This is a genomic window from Desulfosporosinus meridiei DSM 13257 (assembly GCF_000231385.2).
In the GTDB taxonomy this organism is placed as follows: domain Bacteria; phylum Bacillota; class Desulfitobacteriia; order Desulfitobacteriales; family Desulfitobacteriaceae; genus Desulfosporosinus; species Desulfosporosinus meridiei.
Map to the genome: position 1 here is coordinate 2125087 of NC_018515.1, position 14513 is coordinate 2139599.

Below are 14513 nucleotides of genomic sequence, written 5' to 3' on the forward strand. Positions count from 1 at the left end.
TCTTCACGAGGGCTCAATTTTGATGTTCTTCAAAAAATTGTTTTGCTATCTAATTGGCGAATTCCAAAAGGCAATAAAAAATATTGGGGGGAAGTCTAAAGTGATAGGAAAAATTGGTAAACGACTACGGGCTGTTTTACTAACCACTCTCTCAGCGATTATGTTAATAACACCCATTTCAGGAGCTCTTGCTGCAACTCAATTAGTTCAAAAAAGTAGCCCCAGCTATGTTGAACTTAAAGGAGTAGAAGTTGAGAACATAACAAAACAGGCACTAGAGAGTGAAGAGGTAAAAAGTCTATTAACTGAAATGAACGTGAATAATTTAAAGATCGATAGCACTAGAGCTTTTCGATGGAACTACGATAACAAGCAAGGGGATGTCCTAATTTTGGGTTCCAAAAAACCAAAAGATATCCAGATAGTTTATACAAATGCAAACGGAATAATTAAAGCAGGGGCGGGACTCTTTGGAAGTACAGACGGTAATAAAACTATAGATGTATTTGATATTGTAGATGGAAAAGTCTATCAAACTTCTACTGTAGAATTGGTTGGCAAAGATACAAAAGTAAATTGGAAAGATGGTCCTCTAGCTACAAACGCCAAGAAAAATTCAGGAAGTGATGTGACGGCTTCCTCCACCAGTTACACCATATGTACCTTCGTCTGCGGAGTGATCGCCTATGGAGGTGGGTGTGGTCTTACTGGTTACTTCGCTTGTGTGGCAGCATGTGCACCCTTTGGCACCGCTACTTGTCCTATTATTTGTGGAGTTGTTTATGGTATCATATGTAGTGGTGCTGCATGGTATAACTGTGATTGGATGTGCCAAGACCTAGGTTTTTATCCATAATTACAAATCAACGATTTGGTTGGAGGTCTAATCTGATTTCCAACCAAACAATCGTAAAAGGAACATTCCTGTAATGAATTATTGGATGTGAATTTGGCTAGACAAAGGTAAACTTAAAACAATCAAAAATGTTAGACTCAGGGGGAAAACGTTATGAATAAACTAAGTTTGAGGATAGTTACTCTTCTTTCTGTGTTCAATGCTATATTGCTAAGTTACACCGCGTGGGAAAAACATTTTCTTAAAGGTTGTGCTGCATGTAACCAAGTGTTATTCTTTCCTATAAACAGTGTCACCTTGGCTTTATTAGGTGTTGCATCCTCGCTTACTTTGGCATTATTAAGTCTGTATATAATCCGCTCGGTCTATCTTAAGTACATGTCCATAATTATTGCCACTTTAAATGCTATATTTGCATCTTTTCTGCAAGTAGCCCAATTTGCTGAGGCAAAAAATTATTGTTATCTCTGTCTAACGGCGGCAATTGTATTTTACATAATTTTTTGTTTGCTATTGTATGAGATTGTAATCAAGTCAATCTGGGCTAGAATGCAGAATATTCCGGTACAATAGCCTATGGAAGAGGGCGTGCCTCACGGGTCACGTTTTGTGTGGACAGCCTGTGTACCCTTAAGCACCATAACATGTCCTGTTATTGAGCAGTTGTTTACAGTAATATTATGTAGCTGATTTATCTAAGTTAATTGCATAAAGATCCTAATATTGATCTGATGAGGATGATACCTTAGTTCATACCGATTCTCAAATTGTTGATTGGGGAATTACTAAATTTGCTGCTCCAAAGGCATGGAGTTTTCGTATACTGGACACGGAGTAAAAGTAGCCGTAATTGACACGGGAATAGCCGTTCATCCTGATTTACAAGTAGCAGTAGGCGGTAAATGGCATCGGCATCATGAGCAGCATCCAACAGCATTTTATACACCGTTCCCAAGGTAAAACGTTGCTCGAATTTAACTGAGCTGACGATGAGACTGACAGCATCATGCCTGGAAGCTGGCTGCAGCCTTGGATACAGTGGCAAATCGTAGTTACTGTCCGTTGCGGAAATCATGTAGAGATGGTAACCGTTGAAGTACTTCTCTCGGGCGCTGTCCCAACCCGCATTGCAGTCGGGTTGGGAGTAGATACGAGGATGGTTGCAATCAGCAAGGCCTTGGGCACGACAATCACAGGTTGATTTACTGCGAGCATAAACCGAAGTAACGATGGGTGTTCCATCACCAGCCACAGTAAGGGTATTCGTGTCTCCAAGTAAACCAAGATTAGCCGAAACGGTAAGGATTTGAGTCTGAAAAAAGTGGAACAATCGATCGCTTGGTAAGTTCGATTTCTTGTCAGCGTGACGAATCATCCAATCGACCAGACGTTTAACCTTTCCCGGCGTGGTCGTCGGAGCTTTTTCACCCTTTTTACCCTTCTTAGGTTTTCGCGTGCGCTTCGCTAGCTTTTTAGGTTTGAGATTGTTTCTGCTGGAACCCCAAAGGCGTTTGAAGAAGTCGTAGAAAGTACCGACACCGGGAAGATTACCAGGTTCGAAGCCGCTAAGGATAGCGTAGTAGGGAATCCGCCTCATTTCATTAACCCATTCAGTAAGACCGATTTCAGGTTTTGTCATGAGAAAGAGAAGATAAGAACGAAGCATGGAAGCAGGATCACGGGGTTCAGGGCCTTTAGCGTCATAGCCATCGTGAAGCAGTATGGTGATGTAAGACAAATCGGTTCGCCAGAATTTTGCAACCAAAGGCCAGTCTTTATTGACAACGACAAAGATCCCACTAGAATAATATCGGCGGAGACGAAGAAGAACGGAATCCTGATAGAGTTCATGAGAAATTAAAATAGGTTTCAACTAACCAACCCCAAATTTTGTAATCAAGGGAATAAAAACCCTCGTCAAGCGATTATGGAGTTGATTTGGAAAAGTCAAGTGTTTTTAAGGCGTTTTTGGTCAATTGAGTAAATTTTTATTACTCATGAATTTCCAGTTAAACGTGATGAAAAGCAAAATTCCTCCCACTAAAAGAGGGAGGAATGCTATAAGGTTGGTTCAGGAAAACACTTGTCCCAACCGCCTCGGCTAATGCCGAGTCTATTATCTTACGAGGGAGGTGTTAAAAAGTGAAGTTTAATCCCATTAAATTTGGTTTATACGGGGGAATTTCATTTGCACTAATACTAACAATTTTGCATTATATAAGTGATAGAAGACTAGGATTTTTGTGGTTATTTGGTGGGGTTGCATGGTTTTTAGTGTCAGTTTTTATTGGTCAGTTTCTGCGAGAAAAGTAGATTTAATTTTTTCATAACTGAGTAATTCCTAGACTATTGTAGTTCTGAAAATGCGTATCTGTAGGATGTTTCGGACTTATGTTTATGATTCCTTTTCTATTAATAGTGTTTATTATATTGGTTTCATATGGTTTGACCTTTGATGGAGGACCGGGCGTACACTTCATCCTGATAATATGGCAGCAGGCCCGACTTCTTATGGCTTCACCGATACACTAGGGTGGATGATTCCCGATGCATGAAGATTGTGGCCAGCTCCTTATTTCTGCAAACGTCATTACTCGGCGGAACATATTGAGCTGGCATTTATTGTTGTTCCGCCTATGTTCCATGACCCTTCGCAAAACGACAAAAGTTTCGCCGACCTCTGTAATCGAGCAAGCCTACTTGTTTTTTGTTTGACAATACCGTTGGTCAGGTTATTTTGAAACAGCGTTGTTGTTTCGTGAAGACTCTCAAATGATCGTGTAGCTTATCTTGGAGGGCTTAAGAGGGTTGAGTATTTTAATACAGAATATTAAATACCATGAACAGTACGGGAAACTACATTCATTATTGTTGGAGTTTATAATATTTCGCTAATGTGCGCTAATCTCCTAAATCTCTATGCTGATGGGTATTCAAAAAAGGTATAGCTGTCTCATACATTCTACTTAATTATCTAATGCTGTGCTTTTGACGCAATGGTATAAAAGCGTAAGCAGAATTTAAACGTAGAGGAGTGACACTATTATGGATGTATTGTCTGGTCTTGGAATCATTTTATTGGGATTGATTGCGTGGATATTTCCCATAGTAAATCTCGCAAGGCGTAAAAAATCAGAAAACAAAAGCTGGGTTGCCTTTTCCTTAACAAGCGTTAGCGCGTGTGCCATCACGTTGTTTATACAGATAGTATCGTTAAATCATCTGGTAGATATAGAGGATTGGTCTGCAATTATGGATACTACGAATGCGCTGGTACTTGTATCCTCGGTTTACCTATTCATTACGCTTGCATTAAATTTAATTGCGTTTTTGGTATATAGTATAATCCAAAAAAAATAAGCACAAAGTCTGCTATTTAGTTTTTAATATTAAATTGAAAACTTATATAACTTGGAGGAAAATCTAAAAAATGAAAATCTATAATAGAAAAGGTTTTTGGAGTGGTATATTCTTTCTGCTAGCAGCAGTTGCCTATATTATACTTTTGATAAATGATCCCCATGATATAAATACTGTAAGCAATGTTAAAAGCATCTTCTTCGCTATTTTATGTGTATTATTTGGTGTTAGTCAGGTATATAGAGGTTTAGATAGTAAGTGTACTAAAGAGGATGAACAAAATGACGATGAAAGAAGAAAATTAGTTACACTCAAGGCTGAAAGCAGTGCTTTCAAAATCACCTTTAATATATTTCTTGCCCTAACTGCGTTATTAATACTTGCCATAGGAGTTACAAAATATAAGGGCTTGATGGATTTAACGATATATAATGGCTTACTAGGGATTTTTGTAGGAGTGGCAATTGTGCCATCGATTATGTTTATTGCTATTATAGGTGCCGATATTTATCACGATAGACGCACTTAACAATAAATCAATCAAGGGCTTGCTCTGGGGTTGATGCCTTTAAAAATCATTAAATCCATGAATATCTAAAAACCTAGTTAGAAGTGATTTTTTACATTTATTTCTTTAAAGGGGAATTAAAGATGGGCGATAACTCAAGATTTACAGTTTTAAAACTAAATTCTTTTGAAACAACAAAGATAAAGAAAATATGGGAAGACTCTTTCGTGCCTATTGGGATAGATAGACAAAAGATCCCTTACGAAGACATGCTTTGGCATATATTCAGCTACAAAGCAAGGAGTGTGAAAGTGGTGAACAGGCAAGAAATTCCTTTAAAGATATTTTAAAAGATAACTTATATAGCTTCTATCTTTTCCATCAATATAAAGATACGGGATATATCATTGACAACAAGTTCAGAGCATTTTTATTTGATGATTTGAGCCAATTTATAACCGATCATGAAACAGCAGATATTTATATTACTGATGAAGAATTTAATTGGACATTTGTCGTAACACATGAAGATGGGTGGCTTGGTCCTTATTTTTGCAAACGTCATAAATAAGTAGATTAGTTAGGTTTTATAATAAGCTCTTCAATAAACCCAGAAACGAATCACATTTAAAATGTAGTGAGGCGATAATATCATTACTAAAAAGGTCATAACGGATATAATTCTGTTACTGCTATTAGGTGTTGGAATTATTGCATACTTCGCAATCAATACTGGTATTCCTAAAGAAGCACCAGTTCCAATCGTTAAATATAATAATTTAAAGATTCCGACCGTGGAGTCTATGTACAATTGGTTTGAAGAAAAAAAGGGCGGAAATAGTAATCTAAACCCCGCTCCCGAAGAAACAACAAAGAATATTGACGCTATTGCAGTTGAACCGAATAGTAACATAACGATCAGATTTGATACCAAATACCAACCAAAACAGATAGAAATAATACACTGGGACCAAGGAGAAATTGAGTCGAAAGTAATCCTAAATAATGAGAAATTTAGTACACCTACTATACCAGGTACATATGTTTACGAAATTATAGGTAGATGGGATGACACCCATGACTCTGCACATTCATTTCGGATAGAAGTAAAGTAAAAATAGAAGTAGAAATGCGTTAAAGTATTCAGTCTAGTCGCTTATCCAATAGGATAAGGGGCAGATTGAGGGACAGTCCTAGGAAACCCGGGGACTTTACTTTTGAATTCAAATAATCTTTACCCTGGGAGAGGATTATTTAGGAAGATGTGGAATGTATTGATAAGCTGAATCTTATTAGTGAAAAAATATCCGAGGAGAACTAAATGACTTATTTAAAAAAAGTACTTGTAAGCTTTCTGACAACAGTCTGCGCTGTCCTGACAATCTCTGGCACAGCGGTTGCCCAATCAAAAACTCTCTATGAGACTAGAGTTCAGCAGACCATAACCGCTGGAGCAACTCTGGAACATATTTCGCGGTTTACAGCAGACGGGTGGTTAAATATCAAAGTATTACGTATTGATACCACAAATCCTAACATCAAAATAGATACCTTGGCTAATAGCTGGATCACAGATCCACTTTCTACTGTACTTGCCTTAGCCCAGGAAAACAATGCCGTAGCTGCCGTGAACGCCAGTTTCTTCAATCCCATGGGTGGCGGTACCGGATATCCTGACGGACCCTTTGTACAAGGAGGAGACCTCGTAGCCACCACCGGTTGGTACAATCAAAACAATGATGAAATGGCTTCCCTCTCTCTGGATAATGCTGGTCAGATACTTTTTAATTATTGGAGAAACTCCCTTGCCTTGACCGGATTAAACAATGTTTCATTTGCGGTGACTCAGTACAACCAGCCTAGCCGTCAGCAATATAAGGATATTACCGTGTTGGATAATAAATGGGGACCCGCCACCCTCGGTGCCTCAGAAACCTATCCGGATTTAGTGGAGATTCTTGTCTCCCAAGGACGGGTGATAGAAATTCGCCAAGCTTTGCCTGCCGCAACAATACCTGCCAAAGGTTATGTGGTGATTTCCCGGGGAGAACAAGCTGCTAAACTTCTGGAAAGCTTCAAGATGGGAGATCCTGCACAATTCACTATTACCTCTAACCCAGACTGGTCTGATCTGCAAATGTCAGCAACCGGGTCTTCCTTGCTGGTCAAGGACGGTCAGATTCCTGAGACCTTTTCTTATAGCACCGGCAGTTTTGACAAGAAAAACCCCCGTACTTTAGCAGGGAGCTCTGAGGATAGGAAACAACTGATTTTGGTCACGATCGATGGCCGACAAGATAATAGTATCGGTCTTACCCAGAGTGAGTCCGCTCAACTCATGGAGGAATTGGGAGCCTACAATGCCCTGATTTTTGATGGCGGCGGATCTACTACCATGGTAGCCAGAAAGCCGGGAACTTCCACCTTAGACCTGGTCAACATACCTTCTGAAGGTTCTTTGCGTTCTGTTGCCAACGGAATCGGAATTTTTTCTCAGGCCTCTTCCGGTTCGCTGGCGAAGCTGATCTTAGAAACCGAGGATCCTAATGTTTTTGTTCATACTTCGAGAAACTATACACTTAGGGGAGTGGATAGTTTCGCTAATCCGGTCAAGATTAATCCTCAACAGATAAAATGGAGGGTGAGCGGGATTAAAGGGAGATTTAGAGATAACCAGTTTCAGCCCACTTCGGTAGGCAAGGGTAAAATAATTGCCCAAGTGGGGAAATTAACAGCCGAGTTGGATATCCGTTCTTTAAGTGCTCCTGTCAAGCTTAAGCTCAGTTCAGATAAGATAGACTTACCTCTTGGACAGAGCCAAACCATCCAGGTAACTGGCTACGACCAACAGGGCTTCCAAGGAAAAATTCAGCCGAAAGATGTTCAGTGGGCAGTAAGTGGGAAAATAGGAGATCTCAAGGAGGGAATCTTTAAAGCCACGGCAGTTGGTGCAGGCTATATCAAGTCCAGCGTAGGGGGCGTAAATGCCTATATTGCTGCAGAGGTCTATGAAAACGCTACAGATACAATTGATTCCTTCGATGACGACCTGCCTTCCCCGGTAATTGAGCAAAGGGAAATACCTCAGAATACAAGCCCCAAAGATGATGCCAACAGGAGAACAGATTTTAGATCAGGTCCGGAAAGTTTTAAGTTTTCCGTTTTTGCTAGCCGGCAGGCAAGCTATAATCCTATGGAAGAGCAATTGTTGAACAAAATGACCGGATATATTAATGAAAATTTAGACATGGCAGTATATACAGGAAGTCAAGCCCCAACTGCTGACAGAGACGTGTCCAAACCTGCCCTGATTTCTAAGAATGAATATAAAACCTATGCTTATAAGAACTCCAGCTTTATTCAGTTGGATGTCAGTCAGGGGGGACTGCGCAGAAGTGATCCTGAACAATGGCTATGGTTATTTGAGGAGTTAGACAACCTGACCGGCAGTAATGTATTTGTCGTCATGTCAGCTGCTCCCGTAACTTTCATTAATGCCAAAGAAAGTGAATTACTCAAGGATACCTTGGCCGAATATCGGGAGAAAACCGGAAAGAATGTCTGGGTCTTGTTTTCGGGAGATGTCAATCAAAGTGAGCTGGATAGGGGAGTGCGGTATATTTCCTGCGCTGGTTTTAGTACCCCGGAGTTTTCCCCGGAAAAGCCAACTGCAGCAAAATATCTTGAGGTAACGGTAATGGAGAATGATATTACCTATGAATTCAAAGATCTTTTAGGAGAGGGTATAACCCAATAGGTGATTTTCCAGAATTAACAGGACCCTTTCTCTGTCGTAGGAATGGGTCCTGTTTTAGTTTTAATAATCCAAGGGGAGGCAAGCTCAGTGATCCTGGGAGATCTTGTAAGGGTTAAGCAACGGTAACCGGACTGGAACGCCTAGAAAGTTCAGAAAATATGCTTGACAGTAATCGATTACAGTTGTAGTATACTATCAACTACATGTGTAAACTTAAACTGAGAGGAGATCCAACTTTGAAAAACATACCCAATATATCTGATGCAGAATGGGAAGTTATGAAGATCTGTTGGTTGAAGTCGGCACCATGTACCGCAAATGAAATTGTTAAGGCTTTAGAAGAACCGACAGATTGGAAACCAAACACGATTAAGACTTTAATTGGGAGACTCGTGAAAAAAGGGGCTCTCGGTTTCAAAGAAGAGGGCAGGGTTTATATCTACTATCCGTTGGTGACCGAGCAAGAGTGTATCCAAGCAGAGAGTAAGTCTTTTCTCACTCGAGTTTTTGGCGGAGCTCTAAAGCCCATGCTGGTTAACTTTCTTAAAGATGAAAAACTCTCTCAGGACGACATTGAAGAACTAAAACGACTCCTTGAAGACAGGAAGGAGTAAAGAGATGCTAACGCTTTCACAGGCAAATTATCTAAGCTTCTTCAACTGGGTTTTGATAACATCAGCCAAGGCAAGCATTTTTATCATTTTTCTTCTCGGAGTAAAATTTGTACTTAGACATAAAATCAGAGCAGGATTTCAGTATGTGTTATGGTCAGTATTAATCATTGGTTTAGTGTTGCCATGGACACCCAATAGCCCGATAAGTGTTTATAATTACCTCGACTTTTTCCACCTCCAGCAAAAGGTGGCGTCGATCATTGACCGAACCATACCATCATCCTCAGCAAACCTTGCCGACCAACAATCTGCCTTAGAATTAGCAGCTGTCGGGGATGGCAATTCTCAGAAGGCTGATGTAAGCGCAGAAACCCTGGGCCCAAGTGAGGAAAAATCAAATACATGGATTTCTTTCCCGTTCGTTTATAGACTAATGTCTTACATATGGTTATCAGGGGTCTTGATACTGACCATTCTCACAGTGATCGTTAACAAACGATTTTCTAAAAACATTGGACATGCATTGGTGACTGATCAAGGTTTGCTTTCGGAGTTCAACAAGCTCAAAGTAGATTTAAAGATAAAAACGGAGATTCCTCTCTTAAAGTCGAGGCAGGTAAACAGCCCATCATTATTAGGCTTGAGCCGCCCCAGGTTGCTATTACCCATTGGAATTGAGGAAAGGTTTAGTTTGGAACAGTTAAATCATATCTTTTTACATGAGCTTATCCATTTTAAACGTAAGGACGTTTGGATAAATTGCTTAACCCAGCTGTTGATTATCTGTCACTGGTTTAACCCACTAATTTGGTACGCTTTTTACCGGATGCGGGAAGACCAGGAGATATCCTGTGATGCTCTAGCGACAGCCCGGATAGATGCGGAGCATTGCAGCGACTACGCTTATACACTTCTCAAGCTGGCAGAGACATATTCTGCAGCCCCTCGCCTGGCAGGTATGGCAAGTTTGTGTGGCTCAAATTCACAAATCAAGAAGAGACTAATCATGATTAAAAGCAGAGAGGATCATCGATCTTCAGCTAAATGGTCATTGCTGGGAGTTGTGGCAATAGGAGTACTAGCCTTAACGTCATTTGCCAGTCCTCAAGTGATGGCCAACCCCCCTTTATATGAAAAAGAACCGGAACAAGCAATCGGACTACCCAAAGAGTTTAGCGATATAAGCTCGGGAGTCATAGTGGAGGATATCTCAGGTGAAAATTTCAAAGGCAAAGTGATGTTGATCAAGGATCCTACCCGAATAAAATTAGCCGTTACTAAAGATATTGGGGTTATGGGAGAGCGGGTTAGCGAGCTCGTCAAAGCTAGGGGAGCCATCGCCGGAATTAATGCCGGAGGGTTTTATGACCCAAATGGTAAAGGGAACGGAGCTTTTCCCGACGGGTTAACTGTGCAGAACGGGAAACTGGTCGACAATAATGTGGGAGAAGACGAAGTCAATATTGTGGGATTTGATGACCAGGGAAAACTGGTTCTGGGCAAGATGAGGGCCAATCAATTGGAAGCTCGACACATTCGAGAAGCTGTATCCTTTGCACCTAATCTTATTGTAGGGGGCAAATCTGTAATTTTAGAAGATGATGGCTGGGGAATTGCCCCGCGCACCGGTATCGGTCAGAGGGCGGATGGTACTGTGATTTTCGTTGTTATCGACGGACGCCAGCCTACTTGGAGTATCGGGGCGACTTTAAGTGACCTTACGAAAGTTTTTGAGGATTATCACGCCGTTAATGCGGTCAATCTCGATGGCGGTTCTTCCTCAGAAATGGTCTTTCAAGGTAAAGTTCAGAATAAACTTCCGAACGTTTTTGGGGAACGCTATGTTTCCACAGCCTTTGTAGTTACCCCTTAGAGTGAGGTTTCATTGATCATGATCTTAAGGGAGGCAGCATGAGGAAAAATCGAAAAATACGGCCCAAAATGATGCTTGTTTTTATGATCTTTAATCTGGTTTTCTCCGTAATCTTGTTTCCCTTTACCGTTTTGTGGGGGCCATTTGAAGCAACGAAAACTTTAGCGGTTGGATCTATTCTCTCTTCTAGACATCCACAGGTTGTTAAGGCGTTTCTCTCGGATGAGGAAATTAGCGAGATTGTTAACAAATATGACAGCGCAGCAACGCCCTGTCCAACCTGGCATACTGTTTCAGATGCATCCACTGGTATCACGATTGAAGATATTAACGCTAAGGCATTTAAAGGTAAAGTAATGCTCATAAAGGATCCCAAACGGATAAAAGTGGCTGTGACAAAAGAATTGGAGGTTAGAGGTGAACGGGTAAGTGACTTCGTTAAAGACACTGGGGCTATTGCGGGAATAAATGGCGGAGGGTTTTATGACCCCAATGGTGCAGGAAATGGAGGGTTTCCTGACGGATTAACCATTCATAATGGAGAAATCGTCCATAACAGTATTGGCGACAAGAGTACAGACATTGTGGCCCTTGATAAAGAGGGTAAACTGATCGTTGGACAAATAAAGGCTGATGACGTTAAAAAGAAAAATATTCAGGAAGGGGTATCGTTCTGGCCAGCCTTAATAAAAGACGGAAAACGAGGGGAATTTCAAGACTCTTTTTGGGGCGTTGCACCACGAACTGCCATCGGACAGAAAGCAGATGGCACGATTATTCTCGTCGTAATTGATGGTCGCCAACCAACTTGGAGTTGGGGAGCAAAAATGAGCGACCTCTATAACCTTTTCAGGGATTATGATGCAGTGGATGCGGCCAATCTGGATGGCGGTTCTTCTACAGAACTCTTTTATAACGGAAAAGTGATTAATAAACTTTGGAACTGGGCTGGTGAACGCTACCTGCCAACGGCATTTGTGGTCATGCCAGAATAGTAGCACCGAATGTAGGAAGCCTTGCAGCTCTCTCTTAAAGGATCAAAGTAATTACCGTTATAGAAGGAGAAGTATAGATGAAGAAGAAACTTCGGATCTTGTTAGTTTGGATATTAGTGTCACTGGTTTTTCAATTTGGAGGGCACACGCTTTTGAACATCCAAATTCAAAAAGTTATGGGACTGACTCCCCTAGCAAATGAGCCGCCGATCACACTCCAGCTTCAAGCAACCATCCCTGGTTCTGAGCTTACTAATATTCAAGTTTCTTACGCCAAGGACTACTTGGCTTATATGGAGAAGGGTACACTTAAAATTTTTAACTTAAAAAAAGAAAAGATTGTCTTTGAAAAAACATCTCCGTCTGCCACGGATCAAACCCTGGGAGTTTTAAGGTATCAATGGTTGCCGGATCGAAATATCTTACTCTATTTTTATGCCAAGAAAAACCCAAATGAGGTGACAACTGTCAAAGTATACCCCCCTCAGACTAGAGCCACTAACCCTGCAGTTGTGGAGAAAACAGAAGACCCAAACCAAGGGGGAATTGAGCCCCAAAAGTTCCCGACTGAACCAAGGTATGAAAAACGGTATGGAAGTCCACAACTTACTGAACTCTATTCCCTGGAACTTCCGGATAGTGATGAAGATAGCGCTCCAGAAGATCGTTTGAATTCCTTTGATCCACCGAGTTGCAGTGAAGAGATTTCCGCAGGCGGAAAACTCGAGAAGTTTGTTGTCGCAGCAGCTACTAATTTAATGTACTTAACTGTCACGAATGGCTCTACCCAACAGCTCATGAAAATTAACGTTATGAAAAACTTAAGCACCCTAAACAAACCAAGAGAGCTTATCAATAATATGGCCACCTCTGATCGCTTCTCGACACTTTATCTTGATAGTAAAGTGGGGACTATCCAGCAAGTTGCGGCAATTCAATATGTTGAAGCCTTAAAAAAAGATAAGCGTCTGATCATCTCAGAAAATACCAATGATAGAATTATTGGGGTTAGAAACGGAAGAGTGTATATCGGAGAAGTAGTTGATAATCAACTCGTAAAGATTAAAACTACAGCTGACCTTGAAGTGATGAAGGATAACCCTGCGCTAAAAACTGAATGGGAAGGATCAATTCCTTATAATAAAAATATTAGTGCCCTGGTTGGAGGGAAGGGGCAGATAATTGTCTACGATAATCATACAGCCTATATTATTACTGAGGGTCATCTTAGGGAGGTTAAATTGCAGGGCGATGAAAATTATATCTCCGCCGATGGGGCTGAGTTGGTTCAATTCACCAAGTCAGGAACATCCACCCAGGTGGAATTACAACCCCTCATTTAAAAGGCTATCTCTTAATCTGCTCGCGAACATTATTGAAAACAGAGAGTTATCAACAGAAATGGTATCCATTAGTAATCGATTGCTTACCAAGAATATTGAGAAGAAAGAAGAGTGAGGATATGAGAGATATTAACGAAAGGCTTAACTACTTAATTCAATCAGTACCTGCCAAGGTCAAACAATATTCAGAACAAGAATTTTCAGTCCGCATAGAAGACAGGTGGTCGAAAAAGGAGATACTGGGCCATTTATGTGATTCCGCTACTAACAATCATCATAGGTTTATAAAAATTCAATTTGAGAAGCAGCCTTTTGTGATAGTGCCTTATGACCAAAACAATTGGGTTCTGATTCAGGATTATCAAAATATGCCGCTGGATGAGATAATCACCCTCTGGACGGTTTTAAATAGGCATATCCTTAGAATCATCTCAAAAATACCGGAAGAGAAACTGGGTTATGTGTGTGATATAGGTGATAATAAATCCATGACCTTCTTTGAGTTGGTTCAGGATTACCTGAGACACCTGGAGCATCACTTAAAACAAATCTTTGGTACATCGGAACTTTAAGGGGAGGAAATCGGTTGGGTTTTGCCATGAATTAAGGTGCAAAATCTTCAGGTTTACGTCATCATATGGTGCTTGAGGATCTCCGGAAGGTATATGAATATGGGAATAATAAGAAATGAGAAAGTGAGGAGCATTTATATGCCTTCCAGATTAAATAAGCTGGTGCGAAAAATCCCAGGGGTGCTTTTCCTTATTTATTTTACCTATTTGCTCTATAGACTTTTCTTTTTTGCCTACAGTGAATACTTTAGATTTTCCGTGGAGGACCTGCGGTTTAATCTAATTCCCTTTAAAACAATCCTTACCTATATAAGTTGGGTCAATGATGATAATATTGATGTTTGGTTTTATAACTTGTTTGGCAATGTCTTAGCGTTTATGCCCATGGGTTTTCTGCTGCCCCTTGTTTTTACTAAGCTCAAAAGTGCAAAAGCTATTATGATTACTATCTTTATAACAAGTTCTGTCCTGGAAGGAATACAGCTAATCTCAAAACTCGGGACGGCGGATATTGATGATGTTATTTTAAATACACTCGGTGGATTCTTGGGCTATCTCTTGCTGATGAAGAGCCGAAGGCTGTTGAGAAAATCAGTGCGACTGGAAGAGGATTAAAATTCTGCATGTGCGAAATA

12 protein-coding genes and 3 pseudogenes are annotated in these 14513 nt (G+C 40.6%); 14 read left to right on the forward strand and 1 reads right to left on the reverse strand.

All coding sequences use genetic code 11. From position 1 onward, the window contains the following. Positions 1-100 precede the first annotated feature (100 nt). Positions 101-856, forward strand: a complete 756-nt coding sequence (locus DESMER_RS09770) for a hypothetical protein (protein WP_042333625.1) — start codon at positions 101-103, stop codon at positions 854-856. Between the two features lie 153 nt (positions 857-1009). Beyond that, positions 1010-1429: a hypothetical protein gene (locus DESMER_RS09775; RefSeq protein ID WP_014902884.1), complete on the forward strand. Its 420-nt coding sequence runs from the start codon at positions 1010-1012 to the stop codon at positions 1427-1429. 172 nt (positions 1430-1601) lie between these two features. Here DESMER_RS09775 and DESMER_RS09780 read toward each other — a convergent pair whose 3' ends face one another. Beyond that, positions 1602-2729, reverse strand: a complete 1128-nt coding sequence (locus DESMER_RS09780; RefSeq protein ID WP_014902885.1) for a hypothetical protein — start codon at positions 2727-2729, stop codon at positions 1602-1604. A gap of 589 nt (positions 2730-3318) precedes the next feature. Between DESMER_RS09780 and DESMER_RS23580 the strand changes: the two are divergent. The 12 genes and pseudogenes from DESMER_RS23580 to DESMER_RS09835 form a co-directional block, all read left to right on the forward strand. Then, positions 3319-3408 (forward strand): annotated as a pseudogene (locus DESMER_RS23580) (GGGtGRT protein); the annotation flags it as partial. A gap of 493 nt (positions 3409-3901) precedes the next feature. Then, the gene (locus DESMER_RS09785; protein ID WP_014902887.1) at positions 3902-4216 is read left to right on the forward strand and encodes a hypothetical protein; all 315 of its coding nucleotides are present in this window, start codon (positions 3902-3904) and stop codon (positions 4214-4216) included. A 70-nt stretch (positions 4217-4286) separates the two neighbouring features. Continuing rightward, complete coding sequence (locus DESMER_RS09790; RefSeq protein ID WP_014902888.1) at positions 4287-4745, forward strand: hypothetical protein; 459 nt, start codon at positions 4287-4289, stop codon at positions 4743-4745. A 253-nt stretch (positions 4746-4998) separates the two neighbouring features. Beyond that, complete coding sequence (locus DESMER_RS09795; protein ID WP_052314842.1) at positions 4999-5295, forward strand: DUF4275 family protein; 297 nt, start codon at positions 4999-5001, stop codon at positions 5293-5295. 750 nt (positions 5296-6045) lie between these two features. Then, entirely contained in the window at positions 6046-8481 is a 2436-nt protein-coding gene (locus DESMER_RS09805; protein WP_014902889.1) for a phosphodiester glycosidase family protein, read from the forward strand. A gap of 236 nt (positions 8482-8717) precedes the next feature. Beyond that, complete coding sequence (locus tag DESMER_RS09810) at positions 8718-9095, forward strand: BlaI/MecI/CopY family transcriptional regulator (protein WP_014902890.1); 378 nt, start codon at positions 8718-8720, stop codon at positions 9093-9095. A 4-nt stretch (positions 9096-9099) separates the two neighbouring features. Further along, positions 9100-10047, forward strand: a pseudogene (locus DESMER_RS24405) (M56 family metallopeptidase); the annotation flags it as partial. 222 nt (positions 10048-10269) lie between these two features. Beyond that, a pseudogene (locus tag DESMER_RS24410) lies at positions 10270-10968 on the forward strand (phosphodiester glycosidase family protein); the annotation flags it as partial. Between the two features lie 38 nt (positions 10969-11006). Next, positions 11007-11963 carry a phosphodiester glycosidase family protein gene (locus tag DESMER_RS09820; protein ID WP_014902892.1) on the forward strand — a complete coding sequence of 319 codons (957 nt, stop codon included), beginning with the start codon at positions 11007-11009 and terminating at the stop codon, positions 11961-11963. Between the two features lie 77 nt (positions 11964-12040). After that, on the forward strand, positions 12041-13306 hold the full coding sequence (locus tag DESMER_RS09825) for a hypothetical protein (RefSeq protein WP_014902893.1): 1266 nt from the start codon (positions 12041-12043) through the stop codon (positions 13304-13306). Between the two features lie 119 nt (positions 13307-13425). After that, a complete protein-coding gene (locus DESMER_RS09830; protein WP_014902894.1) occupies positions 13426-13878 on the forward strand; it encodes a DinB family protein in 453 nt (150 codons plus the stop codon). Between the two features lie 138 nt (positions 13879-14016). After that, positions 14017-14493: a VanZ family protein gene (locus DESMER_RS09835; protein ID WP_014902895.1), complete on the forward strand. Its 477-nt coding sequence runs from the start codon at positions 14017-14019 to the stop codon at positions 14491-14493. Positions 14494-14513 lie beyond the last annotated feature (20 nt).